General features: G+C 67.9%; 19 protein-coding genes. 10 read left to right on the top strand and 9 right to left on the bottom strand.

Going from position 1 to position 23834, the window contains the following annotated elements; all coding sequences use genetic code 11:
* Positions 1 to 69 precede the first annotated feature (69 nt).
* On the top strand, positions 70 to 273 hold the full coding sequence (locus LDO13_RS01805) for a cold-shock protein (RefSeq protein ID WP_013599688.1): 204 nt from the start codon (positions 70 to 72) through the stop codon (positions 271 to 273).
* A 111-nt stretch (positions 274 to 384) separates the two neighbouring features.
* Here the strand turns inward: LDO13_RS01805 and LDO13_RS01800 are convergent, their stop codons facing one another.
* Positions 385 to 2361, bottom strand: a complete 1977-nt coding sequence (locus LDO13_RS01800) for an amino acid transporter (RefSeq protein WP_224048382.1) — start codon at positions 2359 to 2361, stop codon at positions 385 to 387.
* A gap of 167 nt (positions 2362 to 2528) precedes the next feature.
* Between LDO13_RS01800 and LDO13_RS01795 the strand changes: the two genes are divergently transcribed.
* Both LDO13_RS01795 and LDO13_RS01790 read left to right on the top strand, forming a co-directional pair.
* A complete protein-coding gene (locus LDO13_RS01795; protein WP_224048381.1) occupies positions 2529 to 5240 on the top strand; it encodes a DUF4118 domain-containing protein in 2712 nt (903 codons plus the stop codon).
* Complete coding sequence (locus LDO13_RS01790; RefSeq protein WP_224048380.1) at positions 5237 to 5911, top strand: response regulator; 675 nt, start codon at positions 5237 to 5239, stop codon at positions 5909 to 5911. The genes LDO13_RS01795 and LDO13_RS01790 overlap by 4 nt, the downstream gene beginning before the upstream one ends.
* Before the next feature lie 33 nt (positions 5912 to 5944).
* On the opposite strand, the gene LDO13_RS01785 is transcribed toward LDO13_RS01790, so the two are convergent.
* On the bottom strand, positions 5945 to 7078 hold the full coding sequence (locus tag LDO13_RS01785) for an acyl-CoA dehydrogenase family protein (RefSeq protein ID WP_224049859.1): 1134 nt from the start codon (positions 7076 to 7078) through the stop codon (positions 5945 to 5947).
* Positions 7079 to 7344: 266 nt separating this feature from the next.
* On the opposite strand from LDO13_RS01785, the gene LDO13_RS01780 reads away from it, so the two are divergent.
* From LDO13_RS01780 to LDO13_RS01770, 3 genes are all read left to right on the top strand, one after another.
* A complete protein-coding gene (locus LDO13_RS01780; RefSeq protein ID WP_224048379.1) occupies positions 7345 to 9111 on the top strand; it encodes an AMP-binding protein in 1767 nt (588 codons plus the stop codon).
* A 36-nt stretch (positions 9112 to 9147) separates the two neighbouring features.
* Positions 9148 to 9654, top strand: coding sequence for a MarR family transcriptional regulator (locus tag LDO13_RS01775; RefSeq protein WP_224048378.1), 507 nt, complete (start codon positions 9148 to 9150; stop codon positions 9652 to 9654).
* Between the two features lie 81 nt (positions 9655 to 9735).
* Positions 9736 to 10590, top strand: a complete 855-nt coding sequence (locus tag LDO13_RS01770; protein ID WP_224048377.1) for a LuxR C-terminal-related transcriptional regulator — start codon at positions 9736 to 9738, stop codon at positions 10588 to 10590.
* An 85-nt stretch (positions 10591 to 10675) separates the two neighbouring features.
* Here LDO13_RS01770 and LDO13_RS01765 read toward each other — a convergent pair whose 3' ends face one another.
* Entirely contained in the window at positions 10676 to 12073 is a 1398-nt protein-coding gene (locus tag LDO13_RS01765; protein ID WP_224048376.1) for an MFS transporter, read from the bottom strand.
* A gap of 171 nt (positions 12074 to 12244) precedes the next feature.
* Here LDO13_RS01765 and LDO13_RS01760 point away from each other — a divergent pair, with 171 nt between their 5' ends.
* Both LDO13_RS01760 and LDO13_RS01755 read left to right on the top strand, forming a co-directional pair.
* Positions 12245 to 12673 (top strand): DUF1761 domain-containing protein, encoded by a 429-nt coding sequence (locus tag LDO13_RS01760; RefSeq protein ID WP_224048375.1) that lies wholly within the window; start codon positions 12245 to 12247, stop codon positions 12671 to 12673.
* 175 nt (positions 12674 to 12848) lie between these two features.
* A complete protein-coding gene (locus LDO13_RS01755) occupies positions 12849 to 16025 on the top strand; it encodes a cytochrome P450 (protein WP_224048374.1) in 3177 nt (1058 codons plus the stop codon).
* Between the two features lie 14 nt (positions 16026 to 16039).
* Here the strand turns inward: LDO13_RS01755 and LDO13_RS01750 are convergent, their stop codons facing one another.
* From LDO13_RS01750 to LDO13_RS01735, 4 genes are read right to left on the bottom strand one after another with little or no spacing between them, the layout of a single operon-like run.
* Entirely contained in the window at positions 16040 to 16819 is a 780-nt protein-coding gene (locus LDO13_RS01750; protein WP_224048373.1) for an enoyl-CoA hydratase, read from the bottom strand.
* Between the two features lie 43 nt (positions 16820 to 16862).
* Positions 16863 to 17831 (bottom strand): 3-hydroxyisobutyrate dehydrogenase, encoded by a 969-nt coding sequence (mmsB, locus tag LDO13_RS01745; RefSeq protein ID WP_224048372.1) that lies wholly within the window; start codon positions 17829 to 17831, stop codon positions 16863 to 16865.
* Positions 17824 to 18909 (bottom strand): enoyl-CoA hydratase/isomerase family protein, encoded by a 1086-nt coding sequence (locus tag LDO13_RS01740; RefSeq protein WP_224048371.1) that lies wholly within the window; start codon positions 18907 to 18909, stop codon positions 17824 to 17826. Before LDO13_RS01740 ends, mmsB begins: the two co-directional genes overlap by 8 nt.
* Entirely contained in the window at positions 18909 to 20408 is a 1500-nt protein-coding gene (locus LDO13_RS01735; protein ID WP_224048370.1) for a CoA-acylating methylmalonate-semialdehyde dehydrogenase, read from the bottom strand. The genes LDO13_RS01740 and LDO13_RS01735 overlap by 1 nt, the downstream gene beginning before the upstream one ends.
* 167 nt (positions 20409 to 20575) lie before the next feature.
* Here LDO13_RS01735 and LDO13_RS01730 point away from each other — a divergent pair, with 167 nt between their 5' ends.
* Both LDO13_RS01730 and LDO13_RS01725 read left to right on the top strand, forming a co-directional pair.
* Positions 20576 to 21382 (top strand): exodeoxyribonuclease III, encoded by an 807-nt coding sequence (locus LDO13_RS01730; protein ID WP_224048369.1) that lies wholly within the window; start codon positions 20576 to 20578, stop codon positions 21380 to 21382.
* 28 nt (positions 21383 to 21410) lie between these two features.
* The gene (locus tag LDO13_RS01725; RefSeq protein ID WP_224048368.1) at positions 21411 to 22319 is read left to right on the top strand and encodes a hypothetical protein; all 909 of its coding nucleotides are present in this window, start codon (positions 21411 to 21413) and stop codon (positions 22317 to 22319) included.
* Between the two features lie 40 nt (positions 22320 to 22359).
* Here LDO13_RS01725 and LDO13_RS01720 read toward each other — a convergent pair whose 3' ends face one another.
* Together LDO13_RS01720 and LDO13_RS01715 are read right to left on the bottom strand one after the other, a co-directional pair.
* Entirely contained in the window at positions 22360 to 23478 is a 1119-nt protein-coding gene (locus LDO13_RS01720; protein ID WP_224048367.1) for a LacI family DNA-binding transcriptional regulator, read from the bottom strand.
* A 92-nt stretch (positions 23479 to 23570) separates the two neighbouring features.
* On the bottom strand, positions 23571 to 23825 hold the full coding sequence (locus LDO13_RS01715; protein WP_224048366.1) for a hypothetical protein: 255 nt from the start codon (positions 23823 to 23825) through the stop codon (positions 23571 to 23573).
* Positions 23826 to 23834 lie beyond the last annotated feature (9 nt).

Raw genomic sequence — 23834 nt, 5'->3', positions numbered from 1 at the left:
GGACGAATGTCTCCGCAGCCGTTGGCCTCCGGGCCGCCGGAGATCAGCAGCATTTCAGAAGGATATGGCATGGCTACAGGCACAGTTAAATGGTTCAACGCCGAAAAGGGTTTTGGCTTCATTGCCCCGGATGACGGGTCAGCCGACGTTTTCGCCCACTACTCGGCAATCGCCAGCAGCGGCTACCGCTCCCTGGACGAGAACCAGAAGGTCGAGTTCGACGTCACCCAGGGCCCGAAGGGCCCGCAGGCTGAGAACATCCGCCCGCTCTAAGCACTCCGGATAGCAGCACCGGCCAGCCGGCCGCCATGCTTTCCCCAACACCACAAACGCCCCGCTCGAGGAATCCTCGGGAGGGGCGTTTGTCGTGGACGCGTCTGGCGGTCAGCCGACGTGGACCCACGGGCGCCGGGTCACGTCCGGTTCCGCTTCCCGCAGCACTTCACGGGTCACCGGCGCGATTTCCCCTTCGCCAAACGCCAGGAAGCGAAGCAGGTTGGTGACCGGGTTGCCCTCGGTCCAGCGGAAGTAGACATGCGGCATCAGGCCCGTCACATCGCGGATGTGAAGCAGGACAGAGGCGATCGTGTTCGGCACCACGGGTCCGTGGACTTCCAGGATCCGGTAGCCGTGCCGGGTGACGCCGCGGACGAAGAGTTCGGTCTCGAAGTCGGAGGAGTCGTCCACGACCACCTCGAGGAACAGGGCCCGGTAGTCCACCGGCAAATGGCTGACCTCCATGGCGGACTCCAGTTTCTGCCGGTAGGCCTCCGCGCTCAGTCGGAGCGGTTCATGGGCGATGATCCGGATGGGCCCGTCCAGTTCGTCGGACATGAATTCCAGCGCCTCAGAGTCCAGATGGACCCGGGTGGCGTGCAGTTCAAAGGAACGCCCGACCCGGGACAGCAGCGAAATGACAATGATCCCCAGGATGAACACGGAAGCGATCCGGATACCCTCCGGCCGTTCGATGATGTTCGCGACGGTGGTGTAGATGAAGACGACGGCAACGACGCCGAACCCGACCGTGCGTTTGCGCTGCCGCTTACGGCGGGCCGACAGCGTCACGGCCACCGCGGCCGAGGTCATCAGGACCAGGACGCCGGTGGCGTAGGCGCCGCCCTGCGCGTCGACGTCGGCGTCGAACAGCCAGGTGACCAGGAATGCGACGAGGGTGAACACCAGCACCAGCGGCCGGACCGCCCGGGCCCACTCGGGGGCCATCCCGTAGCGGGGCAGGTAGCGGGGCACCAGGTTCAGCAGCCCGGCCAGCGCGGAAGCCCCGGCGAACCAGAGGATCGCGATGGTGCTGATGTCATAGACGGTGCCGAACCCTACTCCCAGGTAGTCGTGGGCCAGGAACGCCAGCGCGCGCCCGTTCGCCTGCCCGCCGGGCTGGAATTCCTGCTCCGGGATGAGCACCACGGTGGTGAAACTGCTGACGATCAGGAAGCTGCTCATGATGAGCGCCGCCGTCGTCAGCAGCTTGCGGGTTCCCGCGATGCGGCCGGCGGGGTTGTCCTCGGTATCGCGTGCGTGGCCCCGGATCTGCGGCATAACGGCAACGCCCGTCTCGAACCCGGAAAGACCCAGTGCCAGTTTGGGGAACACGAGCAAGGCAAACCCGACCGCCAGCAGGGGGTTGCCGTGGGACGTGGAGATTGCCTGCCACCAGTTGTCCACGGCAACGGGGTGCGTGAACACCTCAACGACCGAAACTGCCAGCACAACGACGTTCAGGCTCAGGTACACGGCAACGATCAGGACCGCGACGCCGATGGCCTCCTTGAAGCCGCGCAGGAAGACCGCACCCAGCATCGCCAGCAGGAACAGCGTGATCAGCACGTTTTGTCCCTGCAGCCAGCTGGGGGCGATCGGGTTCTGGATCAGGTGGGCGGTGGCGTCGGCCGCCGACAGCGTCATGGTGATCATGAAGTCCGTCGCGGCGAAACCGAGCAGGACCAGGACGAACAGCTTGCCGCCCCATCGCGGCATGAGCCGTTCGAGCATCGCGATGGAGCCCTCGCCCCGGTGGCTCTCGCCCGCCACGCGGCGGTAGACGGGCAAGGCGCCCAGCAACGTGATCGCGACGAGCACGAGGGTCGCGAGCGGCGAAATCACGCCGGCGGCGAGCGCGGCGATCGCCGGCTGGTAGCCCAGGGTGGAGAAATAGTCGACGCCGGTCAGGCACATCACCTGCCACCAGGTGTGCTTTTTCTCGTGGGCCGTGGGCACACCGCCCGGGCCCTGGTGGCTGCCCTTGCTGTCCTGAAGCCCGACCAGCAGCCAGTTCTTCACGGTGGATTTGGTTCGCGGCCGCGGCGCCGACGGGTCTGCCGGCGGCCTGCTCAGCGTGGTCATGTTTTCCTTCCGTCACGGCGCGGTCCCGGATGGCGGTGCGCCGGATAGCCCTCATTTGCGAAACTAGCAGCGGCCACGCGCGAAGTCCGTGCCGGGACGGGGATCTTGACGAATCCTTGACGCGGGGCCGCCCCGCCCGATACCGCCAGGAATGGAAGAATGGCTCCATGGCACGTGGAACGCTGCGCATCTTCCTGGGGTCAGCACCCGGCGTGGGCAAGACGTACGCGATGCTCAGGGAGGGGCACCGGCTGCGCGAAAGCGGCGAGGACGTCGTCATCGCGTTTGCCCGGGACCGGGGGCGCCGCGACACCCGCGCCTTGCTGGCAGGGCTTGAGCAGATCCCGGCCAAGCGGGTCCCGTATCAAGGGCTCCACCTCGAAGAGCTGGACCTGGCAGCGGTCATCCGCCGCGGGCCCGCCACGGCCATCGTCGACGACTATGCCCATGCCAATCCCAAGGGCAGCCCGAATGCCCACCGTTGGCAGGATGTCGATGAACTGCTCGACGCCGGCATTAACGTCCTGACCACCTTGGACATCCAGCATCTCGCGTCCCTCAGCGACGTCGTCAGCGCCATCACCGACGTCCGGCCCGCGGAGAGCGTGCCCGATGAGGTCGCCCGGCAGGCGGGACAGATCCAGCTGGTGGACATCTCCCCCGAACTCCTGCGGCAGCGCCTCGCTGACGGCAAGATCGTCGCAGCCGACAGGGTCGACTCTGCGCTCGCAGACTACTACCGTCCGGGCAACCTGGCGGCCCTGCGGGAGCTGGCCCTGCTGTGGCTGGCGGACCGGGTGGACGAGGGGCTCGCCGCGTACCGGACGGGAAACGGAATCGACGCCAGCTGGGCGGCCCGGGAGCGGATCGTGGTCGGGCTGCCCGGCGGGCCGGAGGGCGAAACCCTGATCCGCCGCGGTGCCCGCATCCTCAACCGGGTCAACGGCGGTGACCTGCTCGCGGTGCACGTGCGCGCAGCGGAATCTGCGGCCGCAGAATCGCCGCAGGAGCTGGAGTCACAACGCCGCCTGGTCCAGGACCTTGGCGGCAGCTACCACCTCGTGGCCGGGGAAGACCCGGCCGCGGCGCTGCTGGACTTTGCCCGCAGCGTCAACGCCACCCAGATCGTCGTTGGAATCCCCCGCAGCGGGCGCCTGACCAGGCTGCTGGCCGGCCTTCGTGGCGGCAGCACGGGAGCCCGGGTGGTCCGCGACGCGGGCGCCATCGACGTTCACATCGTGTCCGGGCCGCCTGAGGGCCGAGGCCCCGTTGTGCGCCGGCGGCAGGATCTGGGCCGGGCCCGGGTCACGACAGGCTTTGTGATGGCCATCCTCCTGCCCGCCGTCCTGCAGCTCCTGCTGGCAGTAAACCCCGACAAGAACCTGGCCGCCACCGTCCTGGTCCAGCTCAGCGGCTCCGTCGCCGTGGCGCTGGTCGGCGGCCTGTGGCCCGCTATCGTCGCGGCGCTCTGGAGCAGCCTGCTGGTGAACTACTTCTCCACCCCGCCGTTGGGCAACCTGACCATCAGCGATTCCGAGAACGTGCTCGCCCTCCTGGTGTTTGTCGGGGTTTCCGCCGCAGTCGCCACTGTGGTGGATCTCTCCGCGCGGCGTTCCAAGGAAGCGGCCCTTGCGAGGGCGGAGGCCGCCACTCTCGCGGACCTCTCGCGCGGGGCGGCCGGTTCGGAGGACACCATTGTGGGACTGCTGCAGCAGGCCCTGGACGTCTTCCAGGTCAGGGGCGCGGCCCTTCTGACCCGTCCGGACGACGACGCCTTCCGCGCCGGGGCCGCTGCCACTGCCACTGCCACGTCCGGCCAGGGCGGGGGTTGGCGGGTTGTCGCCAGCGCCGGCGAAGTATCCGGCGTCAGTCCCGGCGCCGGCGATAGCCCCGGCATCGGAGGAATCCACGGAGAGAACGTGGAGCGGATTGACGCCACCACATGCCTTGTCCTGTCCGGCAGGGTGCTGCCGGCCAGTGACAGGCGGCTCCTGGGCGCCTTTGGTGTCCATCTGGCGGCCCAGCTGGAACGGCGGCAACTGCTGGCCAGCCGATCTGAAGTCCTGAAGCTCGCTGAAGGCAACACCATGCGAACGTCGATCCTCCGCGCAGTCTCGCACGATCTCCGCACTCCGCTGGCCGGCATCAAGCTCGCAGTGGGTGGCCTTCGGCAGGAGGGTGTCCGCTACACGCGGGAGGAGGAAGGGGAACTGCTGGCGACTATCGAGGACTGTTCGGACCGGCTGGAAGTACTGGTGGGGAACCTGCTGGACATGTCCCGGCTCACGTCGGACTCGATCAAACCGTTGCTGCGGCCGGTGCGGTGGTACGAGGTCATTCCCGGCGGGCTGCACGGGATCGCTCCGGGCCGGGTGCGTGTCGAGCTCCCCGCCAACATGCCCGAGGTCGATGCCGACCACGGCATGCTGGAGCGTGTCATTGCCAATATCGTGGAGAACGCGGTCAAGTACGCCCCCGGGTCCGACATTGTCCTGGCCGGTTCCGCCGGCGGACTGGGCCCGGCCACCGCGAGTGGCCGCCCGGCCGGCGAGCTCCGCATCATCGACCACGGAACGGGCATCCCGGCGGAACGGGTCGTGGACATGTTCCGCCCCTTCCAGCGCCTCGACGATGCCACGCAGGCCACAGGAGTGGGGCTCGGCCTCGCTGTGGCGAAGGGTTTCACCGAGGCGATGGGCGGCAGGCTGAGCGCCGAAGCGACGCCGGGCGGCGGCCTGACCATGGTGATCAGCCTTCCGCTGTCCTCCGGCGTTCCGTTCCGCGCCGAACCGGACCAGGCACCCCTGGTCCCACAATCTGCGGTCATTGGCCGGCTCCATAAGCCGCCGCTCCTCGCCTCCGGGACGGACCCGGTATGACCTCCGTACTGGTGGTCGACGACGACACCTACTTGCTCCGCGCCCTGCGGATCACGCTGCAGGCCCATGGCTACGAGGTCGTGACGGCCGCCGACGGCCGTTCGGCACTGCTCGCTGCCCAGCAGCAGCCGCCGGCCCTCGTGATCCTGGACCTCGGACTTCCTGACATGGACGGATCGGCGGTGCTCCGGAAGCTCCGCGGCTGGAGCGCAGTGCCGGTCCTGGTCCTGTCCGCCCGGCACGGGTCCGAGGACAAGGTCGAAGCGCTCGACGCCGGCGCCGACGACTACATCACCAAGCCTTTCGGGCTGGAGGAGCTCCTGGCGCGCCTGCGTGCCCTGCTTCGCCGCAGCGCCGAGGCGGGGCAGCCGGCGGTGGTCACCACCGAAGCGTTCACCGTGGACCTCGGCAAACGCCGGGTCCTCCGCGACGGCCAGGACATCCGGCTGACTCCGACCGAGTGGAAGATGCTGGAGGTGCTGGTCCGCAGTCCGGAGAAACTCGTCACCCAGCAGCAGCTCCTGTCCGAGGTGTGGGGTCCGGCCTACGCCAAGGAGACCAACTATCTCCGCGTCTATATGGCCCAGCTTCGGCGCAAGCTGGAACCGGAGGCAGCCGCCCCGCGGCACCTGATCACCGAGGCAGGGATCGGTTACCGGTTCCTGCCCTGATCAGTCCCGCGGGCCCGTTGACCCCGGCCCTTCCTACACAAACGCGGACTTGCCCGTCACGGCCCGGGCCACAATCAGCGAGTTGATCTCGTAGCTGCCCTCGTACGTGTACAGGATCTCGGCGTCGCCAAAGAGCTTGCCCATCTCGTAGTCGCTGCTGATCCCGTTGCCGCCCAGCAGCGAGCGCCCCATCGCCACCGATGCCCGGGCCAGCCGGGTGGTGGTGGACTTGGCCATCGCGGCCTGGACCATTTCGAGCTTGCCGTCTTCCTGGATCCTGGCCAGCTGCGCCATCAGCGACAGGGAGGCGGACGCGTTGCCCAGGATCTCGGCCAGCTGCTGTTGGATCAGCTGGAAGCGTGCCAGTTCCTTGCCGAACTGCTTCCGCTCCAGCGAGTAGGAACGCGCGACGTCGAACGCGGCCAGCTGGATGCCGGCCGCCTGCCAGCCCACCCAGGCGCGGGAATCGCGGAGCAGCTCGTTGGCCTTGGAGAAGTCCGTGGCCCCGGGCAGGAGGTTGGACTCCGGGATACGGACCTCGTCGAGCACGATGTCCGCGTTCTGCATGATCCGCAGCCCGATCTTGTTCGCGATCTTCGTGGCGGCGTAGCCGGGGCGGTCCGTCTCCACGATGAAGCCCTTGATCTGATGGTCCGCGACGTCCCGCGCCCAGACCAGGGCGAAGTCCGCAATCGTGCCGGCACCGATCCAGCGCTTGGCCCCGCTGATCACCCACTCCCCGCCCTCGAGCCGGGCGGTCGTGGCCAGCCCGCCGGCGATGTCCGAGCCGTGGTCCGGCTCGGTCAGGGCAAAGGCGCCGATCTGCGTGAGGGCGGTGAGCCCCGGCAACCAGCGGGCCTTCTGCGCCTCGGAGCCGAGCTGGTCGATCATGCCGACAATCAGCTCGTTGTGGATCCCCACGAGGGCCGAGAGGGACACGTCGGCGCGGGCCACCTCTACGTACATGAGGCCCTTAAACAGCTTGGAGGTGCCGTCGGTCTGGAGGCCGCCGAGGCCGTATTTGCCCAGTTCGGCGAGCAGCCCGAAGGGGAATTCCTCGCGGTTCCAGTAGTCGATCGAGGCAGCCCGGATCCGGGACTGGAGAAAATCGCGGATCTCCAGATAGCGGGCCTGTTCCGCCGGAGGCAGCAGGTCGACGATGTACATCAGATCAGCGTCCGGGAAGGGCGGCACGGCTACGGCCCCCCGCGCTGATTCGTCCTCGGTGATTTTCTGTCCGCTGGCACGTCCTTGTGGCTGCACGGGCAAGCATCCCTTCGTAGTGATCCGGTCATGAACCCGGCCTGCTCTTCCAAACCCTTGGATGTCCTAGTATATTGCACAGTGATGGGGATCACTGAGGCAACGGGTGATTCCAGGGCAACGGCGCCGGGCTTGAACCGGCTGCGCCACCAGACTTCGAAAGGTGCACCATGACAGTCACTGAGGATTTCCGCGCAGCACGCGACCGCATGCTTGAGCTCCGAACGGACTATGACGCGGCGCGCAGCGAATTCCAGTGGCCGCGCTTTGAGCACTTCAACTTCGCCCTGGACTGGTTCGACCAGATCGCGGCGGACCCGGCCAAAGCGGACAACCCGGCCCTCGTCATCGTCGAGCAGGACGGCTCCGCCACCCGGCGCAGCTTCGCGGACCTGTCCCGGCGCTCCGGCCAGGTGGCCAACTGGCTGCGCGGCCAGGGGGTGCGGCGCGGCGACCGGATGATCATCATGCTGGGCAACCAGGTGGAACTCTGGGAACTGATGCTCGCCGGGATCAAGCTGGGCATCGTGATGATCCCGACCACCACCCTGATGGGGCCGGCCGATTTGAAGGACCGGGTGGAGCGGGGCGGTGCGAACTGGGCCGCCGTCGGAAGCGCCAATATCGGCAAGTTTGCCGAGGTCCCGGGCGACTACACGCTGATCGAAGTCGGCGCGGGCAACCCCGAGACGGACAAAGCCGCCCTGCAAGCCGCTCTGCAAGCCGCCTTGCAATACTCAGAGTCCGCCGGCGCAGACGAGGACTTCACACCTGACGCCCCGACCCTGGCAGACGAGACCCTGCTGCTCTACTTCACCTCGGGCACCACCTCCAAGGCCAAGCTGGTGGAGCACACGCACACCTCCTACCCCGTGGGCCACCTGTCCACCATGTTCTGGATCGGGATGGAGCCCGGCGACGTGCACCTGAACGTGGCCTCGCCCGGCTGGGCCAAGCACGCCTGGTCCAACGTATTCACACCGTGGATCGCCGAAGCCTGCGTCTTTATCTACAACTACGAGCGGTTTGACGCCAAAGCGCTGATGGAGCAGATGGACCGCGAATCCGTCACCAGCTTCTGCGCCCCTCCCACGGTCTGGCGGATGCTGATCCAGGCCGATCTGACCCTGCTCAAGAACCCGCCGACCAAGGTGGTGTCCGCCGGCGAGCCGCTCAACGCCGAGGTCATCGACCAGGTCCAGCGTGCCTGGGGCCAGACCATCCGCGACGGCTTCGGGCAGACCGAATCCACCGTCCAGATCGCCAATACCCCCGGCCAGCCGATCAAGATCGGCGCCATGGGCAAACCGCTTCCCGGTTACGACGTCGTCCTCGTGGACCCGGCGACCGGCGCGGAGGGCGACGACGGCGAACTCTGCCTGCGCCTCGACCCGCGGCCCGTCGGGCTGATGAAGGCGTACTACGGCGATCCGGAGAAGACGGCGGAGGCGTTCCGCGACGGTTACTACCACACGGGCGACATGGCGAGCCGGGACGAGCGCGGCATCATCACGTACGTGGGCCGCGGCGACGATGTCTTCAAATCCTCCGACTACCGGCTGTCCCCGTTCGAGCTGGAAAGCGTGCTGATCGAGCACCCTGCGGTGGCCGAGGCCGCCGTCGTCCCCTCGCCCGACGCCCTCAAGCTCTCCGTGCCCAAGGCGTATGTGGTCCTGGCGGCCGGGCACGAGGCCGGCCCGGAGCTGGCCGAGGACATCCTGCGGTACTGCCGCGACCATCTGGCACCGTTCAAGCGGATCCGCAGGCTGGAGTTTGCCGAGCTGCCCAAAACCATCTCGGGCAAGATCCGGCGCGTGGAACTGCGGCACAGCGAGGAGCTGCGCCACGGCGGGGGGACGGTCCCGGCGGGCCTCGGCACGGAGTACTCCGAGTCGGACTTCCCCGGACTGAAATCCCCTGCCGAAAAGCTAGGCTGAACCCCATGAGACTGAGCACAAGAAGCTGGGGGTGCCGTGGCAACGCCGCTGCCGCGTGATCCGATCGCCGACGCCCGGCTGAACTGGGAGCGCCACGGCTGGTCCGACGTCGCCGCGCCGATGGCAGCCATCACCGCCATCATGCGCACGCAGCAGCTCCTGCTGGCACGGATCGAGGGCGTCCTGAAGCCGTTCGGGCTGACGTTCGCCCGCTACGAACTGCTCGCCCTGCTGAGCTTTGCCCGCAGCGGCGCACTGCCCATGAACAAGGCCAGCGCACTGCTGCAGGTCCACCCCACCTCGGTGACGAACGCCGTCGACCGGCTGCAGCAGGCCGGGCTGGTGATCCGCTCGCCGCACCCCACGGACGGGCGCACCACTCTCATCGAGCTCACCCAGGAGGGGCGGACGCTGGCGAAAAATGCGACGGCGGCACTCAACTCCGAGGTGTTCGCCCAGTCCGGCTTCGCGGAGCAGGATGTCGACCAGCTGATCCGGATCCTGGGCACCTTCCGCCGCAACGCCGGGGACTTCAGCGAGTGATCCACCCGGCCGAAAAGCCGCACCACCATTGACCGCCCGTCACAATGCAGTGCCGGGTTCCGCGGCACCAGGAGACGACTCATGCAGCCGAACGCCTATTCCCGCCCCGATGACCGGGAGCTGCTCCGCGCCTCCCTGCGCCTGCTCGCCGGCAGGTTCCGGCCCGCTGTGCTCTTCGCCGGGCTGGCCAGCGGCGAGCGGCTGCAACTGACGGATTTCCTCGGCACCGCGACGTCCAGCCTGCATCAGGTGGTGGTAGTCCCCGGGGCCGGCCTAGGCGGCCGGGTCTTCACGCAGCGGCGGCCGTTCCTGGTGGACGACTACGTCGCCTCGGAGGGCATCACCCATGAATACGACCTCGCCGTCCGGCGGGAGCGGCTGACGTCGATGGCGGCCGTCCCCGTTGTGGTCCGGGGCAAGTCGCGTGCCGTGCTGTACATCGCGAGCCGGGACAGCGCCCGGCTGGGGGAAAGCGCCGTGTGCGAGGCGATGGCGGCCGCCGCCGAGATCGCCGGTGAACTGCGGGTCCGGGACGAGGTGGACCGCAGGGTCGCAATCATCGACACGGCACGGGCCGAACCTGCCCTGACCCACGACCGGAGCTGGCTGGAACACATCCGGGAGGCCCACGCCGAGCTGCGGTCACTGGCCGGCACTGTTTCGGATCCGCACCTGGCCCGCCAGCTGGACATCATCGGCAGCCATCTGGCGCCGCCGCCCGCCGAGGGGGTCCACCCGACAGCCCGGCTGGCCCGGCGCGAGCTCGACGTGCTGGCACAGGTGGCCCTCGGCTGTTCGTACCAGGAAACCGCGGAACGCCTCGGGCTGAAAGCGGTGACCGTCAAGAGCTATCTGCAGAACGCCATGGCCAAACTGTCCGCGCACAACCGGCTCGAGGCCGTGTCCGCCGCCCGCCGGCTGGGGCTCATTCCGTAGAGCGGGGGTCGCCGGTTCCACCGGCAACCCCCGCTCCCGGACCACGGATCCCCCAGTGCCAGAATCCGCAGGCCGGCCCGAGCCGCTAGGGCGCGGAGACGGGCTCGACGACTCCTGCGCCGTCGGCGTCCCGCGCGGCCGGCTGGCCTTTGCCGTCTTCCAGCCCCCGCTTTTCCCGGTTGGGCAGCGCCAGGGTGCAGAGCACGCTGAACACGCCGATCCCTGCGAGCAGGAACCCGACGGCGGCGGCGCCGTTCGTTCCGGCCAGCTGGGCGGCCACCAGCGGCACGATGCCGCCGCCGACCACACCGGCGAGGTTGTAGCCCATGCCGGCACCGGTGTAGCGGTAGCGCGTCTCGAACAGTTCCGGCAGCAGCGCCCCGGCGGGACCGTAGGCGATGGCGAAGATCACCAGGGTGACCGTGAGGCCGACGGCGAAGGCAAAGACGCTCTTCGCGCTCAGGATCGGGAAGAGCGCCAGGGACCACGGCACGGCGAGGACGCACGAGGTGGCGATAACCTTCTTCCGGCCGAAGCGATCCGAGAGCATCCCGGAAGCCAGCGTGGCTGCGGCCACGAAGACCGAAGCGACCATGCCGGTGCTGAGTACTTCCACCCGGCTCAGCTGCATGCCGGTGGGGCTTGTCGCGTAGCTCGTGAGGTAGGCCGTGCCCATGTAGAAGAAAGCGAACAGGAGGGTCAGGGAACCGCCGGCGAGCAGGATTTCGCGCGGCTGGCGCTTGATCGACTCGAGGACGGGCAGCTTGGTGGTGGTTTCGGTGGTCTTGGCTGCGTTCTTGAACACCGGGGTTTCCTCAATGCTCAGACGGACCCACAGGCCTACGAGCACCAGCACGGCACTGAGGATGAACGGCACGCGCCAGCCGATGGAGATGAAGGCCTCAGACTTGTCCCCGAGGGTGAGGTTAGTGATCAGGAACGTGCCGCTGGCCAGGGCGAAGGCCACGGAGGGGCCGATCTGCGGGAAGGAGCCGAAGAGCCCCCGCTTGCCCTTGGGCGCGTATTCGGCGACCAGCAGGGTGGCTCCGGCCCATTCTCCGCCGACCGCGAGGCCCTGCACGAAACGCAGCACCACCAGCAGAATCGGGGCGGCGACGCCGATGGTGTTGGCATCGGGGATGAACCCGATCAGCACTGTGGCGATGCCCATCATGAGCAGTGTTGTGATGAGGGTCTTCTTCCGGCCGATCCGGTCGCCGAAGTGGCCGAAAATGATGGCCCCGACGGGACGCGCGAAGAAGGCAACGGCGAACGTGCCGAAGGAGGCGACGGTGCCGGCCGCAGCGCCGAGCGCGGGGAAGAAGACGACCGGGAAGACCAGGGCGGCGGCGGTGCCGTAGATGAAGAAGTCGTAGAACTCGATGGTGGTCCCGGCGAAACTGGCAAAAGCTACCTTGCGCAGGGTTTTGCGGCTCGGTGGCGCTTGCACCCCGGCCGGCGAAGTCGGTGGAACTGAGGTCATGGCAATCTCCTTTGATGTCAGCCTCGATGCATGGCTGTGTGACTTAGCTCACCGTAACGAAAGCGTGGACATCCAACTACCTCCGAAAAGAGGTAGTTCCGATGAGCGCGGGACCGTTCCGGCGGTCACCTAGACTTCGTCAAGAAGCCAACAAAGTAACTGAGGAGCGCAATGATTCCGGAGATCAATATCTGGGCGGTACTGCTGGCCACGCTGTCCAGCATGGTGGTCGGGTCTGTCTGGTACACGCCGAAGGTGTTCGGGAACTACTGGATGCGCGTCGCCAAAGTCACGCCCAGCGGTGACACCAAGGACGCCGTCAAACCCATCCTGATCACCCTGGTGGTCAGCTTCGTCAGCGCACTGGTCCTGGCCGGCTCGGCCGCCATCTCCCAGCACTTCTACGGCGGAAACTTCCTGGTCAACTCCCTGGTTACCGCCGTGATCCTCTGGGCCGGTTTCACCGCGGCCCGGTTCGTCACCCATGACGCCTTCGAAGGCCGCCCTGCCGGGTTGACCGCGCTGAACTGCGCGCACGAGTTCGTGACCCTGACGGTCATGGCCCTCATCATCGGGCTGTTCGGCATCAGCGCGGCCTGATGTCCTGACCGGCCGGCCCGGTGCGGCGGGTCCAGCGTGGCGACGCGGGGGCTGCGGGAGCCTATTTTGCCCCGAACCTGACCGGAGTATCGTGGTTCGAAGCCGGACGGCGCCGTCCGGCCAGGCAGCAATTCGTGCGTACCGAGCGTCGAGCGGCAAGCGCCTAGGAGGGGCAATGACTTCGCCCAGCGTCCCAATACCGCAGCCTCCCCCGAAGCCGGTGGTCGGCAACCTGCCCGACATCGATTCCAGCAAGGGGCTCCTGGGAGTAGCCGAGGTGGCCGAGCGGTATGGCCCCATAGTGCGAATCCAGTTCTTCAACCGCAGCGTCATCGCCATCTCCTCCCAGCAGCTCGTCAACGAAGTGTGCGATGAGTCCCGTTTCGGCAAAGTGCTGGGCGTATCCCTCCGCCAAGTTCGCGAGTTCATCGGCGACGGCTTGTTCACCGCGGAAACACAGGAACCCAACTGGCAAAAAGCGCACCGGATCCTGATGCCGGCTTTCGGGCCAGCGGCGCTGAAGCGGATGTTCAGCGGTATGGACGACATCGCCGAGCAGCTGCTCCTCAAATGGGAGAGGCTCGGCCCCGCCGCCCGGATAGACGTTCCGGACAACACCACCCGGCTGACCCTGGACACCATCGCCCTGTGCTCCTTCAGCTACCGTTTCAACAGCCTCTACCGGGAGGAGCTGCATCCCTTCGTGGGGGCGATGGTCCGGGCCCTCGTCGAATCCGGGCAGCGGGCGCGAAGGCTCCCGGTCCAGAACAAGATCATGCTGCGCCGACGCCACCAGCTTGAAGAAGACAACGCCCTGATGTTCGGGGTCGCCGACCAGATGATCAGCGACCGCCGGCGCAATCCCAGCCCGGCAGGCAGCGAAGACATCCTGGACACCATGCTCAACGCGGCGGACCCGGTGACCGGCGAGCGGCTGTCCGAGGACAACATCCGCTATCAGATGGTCACCTTCCTGGTGGCCGGGCATGAGACCACCAGCGGCCTGCTGTCCTTTGCGCTCTACGAGCTGCTGCGCCATCCCGGTGTTCTGGCCAAGGCGCGCGCCCAGGTGGACGAGGTCCTCGGCGCCGAGAGCGCCCGGTTCGAGCACCTGCCCCGGCTGGGTTACCTGGACCAGATCCTCAAGGAGACGCTCCGGCTCTGGCCCACCGCCCCGGGGTTCAACGTCGCCCCGTTCGTGGACACGACGCTGGGCGGCCGCTACGAGGTCCCGGCGGGCCAGCCAATACTGGTCCTGCTCCCGCTGCTGCACCGCGACAAGGCGGCGTGGGGCGAGGACGCCGAGATCTTCGATCCGGACAGGTTCTCCCCGGAGCGGGCCGCGGAAATCCCTGCCAATGCCTGGAAGCCCTTCGGCAACGGCCAGCGCTCCTGCATCGGCCGGGGATTTGCCCTGCAAGAGGCCCTGCTTTTCCTCGCCAAGCTCCTGCAGCGCTTTGAGATCACGCCCGCGGACCCGGGGTATGAACTGCGGATCCACCACACCCTGACCATGAAGCCCGAAGGGCTCTTCATCCAGGTGCGACGGCGGGACGTCACGATCGCGGCCGGCCCCCAGGCCGCCGTCGAACGTGCCCGGCAGGCGGAGGCGCCGGCAACAGCAGAGCCCAACGGCGTCCCGGTCCGGGTGCTCTACGGTTCCAATGCAGGCACGTCCCAGGACCTCGCCCAGCGCATCGCCAACGACGCCGGACGGCGCGGCTACAGCCCCACCATCGGACCGCTCGACGACGCAGCCGGCGGACTGCCCACGGTCGGGCTCGTCGCCATCGTGGCTTCCTCCTACGAGGGGCGGCCGCCGGACAACGCACAAAAATTCGTGGCCTGGACCGGGCGCCTGCAGCCGGGCGACCTCGCCGGAGTGCGGTACACGGTCTTCGGCAACGGCAACAAGGACTGGGCGCGGACCTACCAGGAGGTGCCCAAGGCCATCGACGCGCGGCTCGAGGCTGCCGGCGCCACACGGATCTACTACCGGGGCGAAGCCAACGCCCGGGGGGACTTTTTCGGCGATTTTGAAGAGTGGTACGCGGGATTCTGGGCCGCCGTGGACGCCGCACTCGGGCAGAAGACCAGCACACCGGCCGCACAGCCCCAGCTTGAACTCCAATTCGTCGGCAACGTCCGGGATCCGCTGTTGCGCCAGAACGGACTGGCCCTCGGTACCGTCGTCGCGAACCGGGAGCTGGTCGATCTGGCCAAACCCGGCGCCCGGTCCAAGAGGCACGTCGAGATCGCCCTGCCCGAAGGGATGAGCTACCGGACCGGGGACTATCTGGCCGTCCTGCCGCTGAACCCCAGCACCCTCGTCCAGCGCGCCTTGGCCCACTTCAACCTCGACTACGACTCGCACGTCCAGTTGAGCATGGAGCAGGGGGACACGTTCCTGCCCACCGGCGCTCCCGTGGCTGTGGGCGAACTGCTGAGCAGCTACGTCGAGCTCGCAGTCCCCGCAACACGCACGCAACTGGAGGGCCTGGCTGATGTCGCGACGGATCCGGCACAGCGCGGGGAACTCGAGGCCCTGGCGGAGAACCGCGAGCGCCATGCCGCCGAGATCCTCGACAAACGCGTCTCTGTCCTGGATCTGCTGGAAATGTACCCGTCAAGCCAGCTGTCGTTCACTTCGTTCCTGCAGCTGCTGACCCAGCTGACCCCTCGGCGGTACTCCATTTCCTCGTCCCCGCTCTGGAGCCCCGACCACGCGACGCTGACCTTCTCCGTCATCCAGGCTCCGGCATGGTCGGGACGCGGCGTCTTCGAGGGCGCCTCGTCCACCTTCCTCGCCCTGGCCAGGCCCGGGTCAAGGGTCGCGGTTACGGTCCGCGCCTCGAACGCGGCCTTCCACCCGCCGTCGTCCTTGGACGTCCCGCTCATCATGGTCTGCGCCGGAACCGGGCTGGCACCGTTCCGCGGATTCGTCCAGGACCGGGCGCTGCGGGCCGAGGCCGAGGACACGACGCCGGCCCCCGCCCTGCTGTTCTTCGGCTGCCGGGCGCCGGACACCGATTTCCTCTACCGCGCGGAACTTGCATCATGGGCAGACCAAGCCAACCTGGACCTCCGGCCGGCCTTTTCCGCCGCACCCGAGGACGGCGTGAAATACGTCCAGGACCGGCTGTGGGCGGACCGGGCCGACGTCGTCGAGCTGGTCAGACAGGGCGCCACGGTCTACGTCTGCGGCGACGGCAAACACATGGCACCGCAGGTCCGCGAGACGTGCGCGCTGATCTACCAGGAGGCGACCGGCGCCTCCAAGGCGGTGGCCGAGGCCTGGATGGACGAAGTGGAACGCACCCACGGCAGGTACGTGGCCGACATCTTCACGTGAGGACGCGGCGCCGGTCAGCGGTGCGTGAAGTCCGGCTGGCGCTTCTCGGTGAAAGCCGCCATCCCTTCCTTCTGGTCCTCGGTGGCGAACAGCGAGTGGAACACCCGGCGTTCAAACAGCACACCCTGGGCCAGCCCGGTCTCGAAGGCGGCGTTGACTGCTTCCTTGGCCACCATCGCCACGGGCTTGGACTTGGAGGCAATCACCTCGGCGGCCCGGAGGGCCTCCTCCACCACGTCCGCGGCCGCCACCACGCGGGACACAAGGCCGGCGCGTTCGGCTTCCTCGGCGTCCATGAACCGTCCGGTCAGGATCATGTCCATCGCCTTGGACTTGCCGACGGCGCGGGTGAGGCGCTGCGAGCCGCCCATCCCGGGCAGCACGCCCAGGTTGATTTCCGGCTGGCCGAACTTGGCGTTGTCGCCGGCAATGATGAAATCGCACATCATCGCGAGCTCACAGCCTCCGCCGAGGGCGAAGCCTGACACTGCCGCGACCACGGGGATGCGCAGCCGGGTGAAGTCCTCCCAGCCCCGGAACCAGTCCGCCGCGTACATGTCCATGTACCCCTTGGACTGCATTTCCTTGATGTCTGCACCCGCGGCGAAGGCCTTGGCGGAGCCCGTCAGCACCACGGCCCCCACCTCGGGGTCGGCGTCCATGGCGGACACCGCGGCCACGAGTTCGTCCATGGTCGCCTTGTTGAGGGCGTTCAGTGCCTCGGGCCGGTTGAGCGTCACGAGCCCCACCCGGCCGCGCCGCTCCACCAGAATGTTTGTGTACTGCTCCGTCATGCCTGTCCCCTCAGCTGTTCAACGATGGTTGGTGTTCGGCCGTTCAGTGGCCGGACTTGTCCCGGATGTCCGTGATGATGCCGGAGAAGTCCCGTCCGGCCCCGCCTTCCGCGGCAAAGGTATCGTAGATTTCCGATGCCAGCGGACCCAGCCGGGCGGCGACGCCGGTGCTTTCCAGCGCGTTGAGCGCCAGCTTCAGGTCCTTGGCCATGAGGGCTCCCGCGAAACCGGGCTGGTAGTCGCGGTTGGCGGGGCTCGTGGGAACCGGCCCTGGAACGGGGCAGTTGGTGGTCAGCGCCCAGCACTGGCCCGAGGCCGCGGAGGCGACGTCGAACAGGGCCTGGTGCGTGAGCCCCAGCTTCTCCCCGAGCACGAAGGCCTCACTGACGGCGATCATCGAGACGCCGAGGATCATGTTGTTGCAGATCTTCGCCGCCTGCCCGGCACCGTGTTCCCCGCAGTGCACTACCCGCTTGCCCATGACTTCGAGCATCGGCCTGACCGCTTCGAAGTCTTCGGGAAGTGCCCCCACCATAAACGTCAGTGTGCCGGCCTCGGCCCCGACGACGCCGCCGGAGACCGGGGCATCAACGGCCCGGTGGCCTGCGGCGAGAGCCAGGTCGGCGGCCTCGCGCGCCTCGTCCACGTTGATCGTGGAGCAGTCCAGGAAGAGGGTGCCCGGCCGGGCCACGTCCAGCAGGCCCGGCTGGCTCTGCTTTCCCGGCCCGCCGGGGCTGCCGCGGTAGGCGTCGAGGAGGTGCGTGCCGCTGGGCAGCATGGTCAGCACGACGCCGGCGCCCGCCACCGCCTCGACCGCAGTCTCCGCGGTGGCGATTCCGTGCGCCCGGGCCGTCTCCAACGCGGCCGGCACCACGTCGAAGCCGGTCACCGTGTAGCCGGCCTTGACCAGGTTGATGGCCATCGGCCCGCCCATGTGGCCAAGGCCCAGGAAGGCGATGGTGCCCGTCGGCGCCCCGGGCTGGCCCGCTCCGGCCGGCGATGTTTCAGACATTGTCCCGCTCCTTCGACAGCTTCAGTTCACGGTCGCCCAGCGGCGAAAAATAGGATTCGACGTCGTTCCGGCTGACCTCCGCCAGGCTGGCAGGCTGCCAGTGCGGGTCGCGGTCCTTGTCCACCACCTGCGCGCGGATGCCTTCACGGAAGTCGGGGCCGGCCAGGAACCGCAGCCCCACCCGGTATTCCTGCTCCAGGGCTTCCTCGAGGCTCAGGTCCTTGGCCCGGCGCAGGGATGCCAGCGCCACTTTCACGGCGGTCGGCGACTTGCCCTCGATTGTGTCGGCGGCATCGGCCGCTTCCGCTGCGTTCTCTCCGCCAAAAGCCCGCAGCCTCTGCAGGATCTCTTCGGCGTCGTCGCTGGCGTAGCAGGCGTCGATCCACTCCCGCTGCGCCGCGAGGACGGAACCGGGGGCTTCCTCGACGAAGCGTGCGACGGCGGTGTCCGCCGGCTCGCTCTCCAGCGCCACCTCAAGGTCAGCCAGGCTGGCTGACGGCACGAAGTGGTCCGCGAGCCCCAGGAACAGCGCATCCGCGCCGCTCAGGTGCGCTCCCGTGAGGGCCGCGTGGGTGCCGGTCTCCCCCGGCGATCGGGACAGCAGCAGGGTTCCGCCGACGTCGGGCACAAATCCGATCGTGGTCTCCGGCATGCCCATCCGGGTGCGTTCGGTGACGATCCGGACTGAGCCGTGCGCGGAGATCCCCACCCCGCCGCCGAGGACCAGTCCGTCCATGAACGCCACATACGGCTTGGGGTACTCGGAAATCAGCAGGTTCAGCCGGTATTCCTCTGCCCAGAAGGCAGCGGTCGCGTCGCCGCCGTCGAGCATGTCCCGGTAGATGGCAACGATGTCGCCGCCGGCGCACAGCCCGCGGTCACCGGCGCCGCGGACCAGGACGGCCGCCACGGCGTCGTCGTCGGCCCAGAGGGTGAGCTGGTCCAGCATGGCCGAGGCCATGCCCGCGGTGAGCGCGTTGACGGCCCGGGGCCGGTTCAGCGTGACGACGCCGAGCCGGCCGCGCCGTTCGAACAGCACTTCCGCCGGCGCCGCGTCCTCGGAGTGCTTGCCCGCCATCAGCTGCCTTCCGGCATCACGAAGCTGGCACCGGTGCGGATGCCGGAGGGCCAGCGCGTGGTGACGGTCTTGGTCTTGGTGTAGAAGCGGAACGCGTCGGCGCCGTGCTGGTTGAGGTCACCGAAGCCGGAGGCCTTCCAGCCGCCGAAGGTGTAGTAGGCGATCGGCACGGGGATGGGCACGTTGATGCCCACCATGCCCACCTGGACCCGGCTGGCGAAGTCACGGGCCGAATCGCCGTCGCGGGTGAAGATGGCCACGCCGTTGCCGAACTCGTGCTCGCTGCACAGGCGCAGGGCCTCGTCGTAGTCCTCAGCGCGAAGGACGCTCAGGACGGGGCCGAAGATCTCTTCCTTGTAGATCGTCATGTCCTTGGTGACGTTGTCGAAGAGCGTGGGGCCCACCCAGAAACCGCCCTCATAGCCTTCGACCTTGAGGCCGCGGCCGTCGGCCAGCAAGGTGGCGCCCTCGTCGACGCCGGCCTTGATGTAGCCCTCGATCCGTTCCTTGGCGGAAGCTGCCACCACCGGGCCGAAGTCGGAATCCTTCGCGAGGCTGTGGCCAACCTTCAGGTCCGCGATCCGTTCCTCCAGCTTGGCGACGAGCGCGTCGCCGGTTGCCTTGCCGACCGGCACGGCCACCGAGATGGCCATGCAGCGTTCGCCGGCGGAGCCGAAGCCTGCCCCCATCAGGGCGTCCGCGGCCATGTCCAGGTCCGCGTCCGGCATGATCACCATGTGGTTCTTGGCGCCGCCGAAGCACTGGGCGCGCTTGCCGTTCGCGGCGGCCGTGGCGTAGATGTACTGCGCGATCGGCGTGGAGCCGACGAAGCCGATGGCCTGGACGCGGGGGTCTTCCAGCAGCGCGTCCACCGCTTCCTTGTCGCCGTTGACGACGTTGAAGACGCCAGCGGGGAGACCGGCCTCGGTGAAGAGCTCGGCGAGGCGCAGCGGCACGGAGGGGTCACGTTCGGACGGCTTGAGGATGAAGGAGTTGCCCGCGGCGAGGGCCGGGCCGGACTTCCAGAGCGGGATCATGGCCGGGAAGTTGAAGGGGGTGATGCCGGCGACGACGCCGAGGGGTTGGCGCAGCGAGTGGACGTCGATGCCGGTTCCGGCGCTGTCCGAGAATTCGCCCTTGAGCAGGTGCGGGGCGCCGGCGGCGAATTCGACGACCTCGATGCCGCGCTGGATGTCACCTTTCGCGTCGAGGAAGGTCTTGCCGTGTTCCGAGGACAGCAGGGTGGCGAGCTCGTCCAGGTTCTGGTTGACCAGGTCGACGAACTTGAGCAGGATCCGGCCGCGGCGCTGCGGGTTCATGGCCGCCCATTCGAGCTGGCCCTTTTCCGCGTTGGACACGACGTTGCGGACCTCTTCGGTGCTGGCCAGCGGCACCCGGGCCTGGACCTCGCCCGTGCACGGATCGTAGACGTCGCTGAAGCGCCCCGAGGTGCCTTCAACATGCTGGCCGTCAATGTAATGGGATAGTTCGCGAACCATGATGGAATGCTCCTTTGCACCGTGTGGCTGACGTGGTGACGGCAGGACCGCCTGTGACCCACGTCATCTGCTGCTCCTGAATATACTCGGACTTCCTACTAAATTCCAGAGGGGCCGGGGCCGGCGTGCAGCTTCGCCCGGCAGCCAAGTTCGGTAAGTTAGGGACTGTGAAGATAGCTACCTGGAATGTGAACTCGCTCCGTGCCCGTGCCGACCGCGTTGAAGCCTGGCTTCAGCGCACCGACTGTGATGTCCTGGCCATCCAGGAGACCAAGTGCAAGGACGACAACTTCCCCTGGGAGCTGTTCGAGAACATGGGCTACGAGGTTGCGCACTTCGGCCTGAGCCAGTGGAACGGCGTGGCGATCGCCTCCCGGGTGGGGCTCGCCGACGTCGAACGCACCTTCCTGGACCAGCCCGTGTTCGGCAAGAACGGCAAGGACGCCGTGCAGGAGGCCCGCGCCATCGGCGCCACCTGCGGCGGAGTCAGGGTCTGGAGCCTCTATGTTCCCAACGGCCGGGCCCTCGACGATGAGCATATGCCGTACAAGCTCAGCTGGCTGGACGCGCTGCGGACCCACGCGGAGGGCTGGATCCGTGAGGACCCCCAGGCGCAGATCGCCCTGATGGGCGACTGGAACATCGCCCCGCAGGACGACGATGTCTGGGACATCGACTACTTCCGCACCGAAGGCCTCACCCACGTCAGCGAACCGGAGCGGGCGGCCTTCCACGCCTTCGAGAACGCCGGCTTCCAGGACGTTGTCCGCCCGCACACCCCCGGGCCCGGGGTCTACACCTACTGGGACTACACACAGCTGCGCTTCCCGAAAAAGGAAGGGATGCGGATCGACTTTGTCCTTGCCTCCCCCGCGCTGGCCGCCCGGGTCACCGGCGCCGCGATCGACCGCGAGGAACGCAAGGGCAAGGGGGCCTCTGATCACGCCCCCGTGATCGTGGAGCTGAGTGACTGATGAGGGCACAGGGAAGCGACGGAATCCAATGACGGGAAACCTCTACCACGGACAGGCGGGGCTGCCGTTCTCCTCCGCGCTGCGGATCTACGAGCCCCTGGAGGCGTTCCCCGAGGAACAGCAGGAGGCCCTCCGCGAGGCAGGGTCCCGGGGCGGCTCCCGCGCGGCAGTCGAAAACGCCGAGCTGCTCGCCTCCCTGGGCCGCATCACCCGCCCTGGCGGGGACCCGTTTCCCACCGGGGCGACGGATCTGGTCCGCGTCCTCGCGGCGCCGCGCCCGGACAACGCTTTACCGGCGGCGCCAACCGCCGACGCCGGCACCTCCGGCGCCGGGCATCCGGACGGCCTGCTGTACTGCCCGAGCCAGCTGGTGCTCCGGGCCGGGCTGGCCGCCAACGCCCTGATGGAGGGCATCCACGGGCCTTTGGCGCAACTGCTGATTCCGGAGGAGCAGCGCGACAAGCACCAGGAACGGATCGATGACGTGCGGGCGCACGCCGGGCTGGGCCGCGTGCACACCCGGGCTTCCACCTGGGGCATCCCGTTCAGCTGGTTCTGCCTGTTCCAGGAATCGGACCCCACGGACGTGGTGGAATCCGAGGGGCACATTGTGACCGTGCGGATCCGGGCGACCATCGGCGAAGCCCTCGAGCGGGTCCGCTATGCGGTGGCCCACCTGGCCCTCGCCGCACCGGACCTGGACATGCTCGAGGACCTGACCCAGCTCACTGAATGGCTGGAGCTCTTCCACCCGGAGTCGGTGGTGGAACTGGACTACGGCGCGGTGGCGGACAAGGTCTACCCCGATGAGTCACCCATGGATGTCAGGCTGGGCATCGAGTGCCTGGCCGAAGGGGACATGACGGGCGCGGCCGCGGCCTACCGCCGGCTGGCATCCCGCTGGATCCCGATCCGGCAACTGGCCCGCGCTTCCTGACTGTCCCGCGCTACCGACGCACCTGCCGGTACCGCACTGATCAGGCGTGCTGCGGAGGGACCGGCTCCTGGGCCGTTGCACCCGGCGCGGCGGCCATCCGGGTTTCGGCGCCGCGGGGCGGTGCCGTTGTGCTTCGGACAATCAGCTGGTGCGGGGCAACCGTGGAGCGCACTGCCCCGTCCACGCCGTCGAGTTCGTCCAGCAGCATCTTGGTGCCCAGTTCGGCCTGCTCGTCGGGGCGCTGCCTGACGGTGGTGAGGCCCATGGCCTCGGAAAAGTCGTGGTCGTCGATCCCAATCACGGAGAGTTCCCCGGGGATGCGGACTCCGGCCCGGGTGGCCTCGAAGATGATCCCCATGGCCATCTCGTCGGAGGCGCAGAAGATGGCAGTGGGCTTCGGCCCGGGCCTGTCCCAGAGCCGGCGGAAGGCGTTCTGGCCGCTGGGGACCGTAAAATCGCCCCATTCGTCCCATTCCTCCCGGACGTTCAGGCCGGCTTCCGCCATCACATCCTGGAAAGCCTTGATCCGGACCCGGGGGACGTCGAAGTTGAGGTCGGTTTCGTCGTCGCCGTGCAGCAGGGCGATTTCCTTGTGCCCGAGGCCGATCAGGTGCCGCACGGCCGTTGCGGCGGCCGCGTAGTCGTCGATGCCGATGTAGGGACATTCTTCGACGTGCCCGCCGACGACGACCAGCGGGATGTCGATCTTCTGGAGGTGTTCAATCTCTTCATGTGTCAGCGCCATACACAGGACCAGCAGCGCGTCGATCTGTTTGTAGACCATCGTCTTGCTGAAGAGCCGCTCACGGTGGCTGCCGTGCCCGCCCAGATTGAACAGTGAAAGGTTGTACTGCCGGGCATGCAGTTCCCGGTCCGCGCCCTCGATGGCTTTGGAGAAAAACCAGCGGCTGACGAACGGGGCAAGCACGCCGATGGTCTTGGTGCGCCCGGTTGCCAGCCCGGAGGCCGATGAGGATGCGACATAGCCTAGATCCTCCGCGATGCCCAGGATCTTCTCCCGGGTGGCGGGCGAAACCCTGGGCAGTCCCCGGACGGCGCGGGACACGGTGGCGGTGGACACTCCGGCAGCCAGGGCCACGTCCTCGATGCTGACGCCCGAATGGCCTCCGCGTTGCGCCCTGTCTGTCGTCTTTGCCACCGTGTCCCCTTATCGACTGTCTGCTGCTGCCTGATGCCGGACGCAGGAGTTCCTTGCCCGCCCCCGCGGCCTCAGAGCCGCAGCTCCGGTCCTCAGTTGCGCCTGGTTGCCGTCCTTTCGGGCAGGCGGCGGCGTAGCCGGATCAGTCCGTACACGGCCAGCACCATGGCCAGCAGGCCCAGGGCCCAGCCCAGCGCCGGCTGGCCGGTCACCTCCATCCAGACGGTGACGACGAACAGCACCAGGGCCCAGAAACCGAGCAGCCCGATGATGATGTCGAAGTCCTCGCCGGAGCGGACACGACGGTGTTCGCTCCGGACCAGACCACGGCTCGGCTTGCCGTTCATTGCCGGGCC

The organism is Arthrobacter sp. NicSoilB4 (genome assembly GCF_019977335.1).
In the GTDB taxonomy this organism is placed as follows: Bacteria; Actinomycetota; Actinomycetes; order Actinomycetales; family Micrococcaceae; genus Arthrobacter.
The sequence above is the reverse complement of the archived record's forward strand: the minus strand, read 5'-3'. Positions and strand labels throughout refer to the sequence as shown.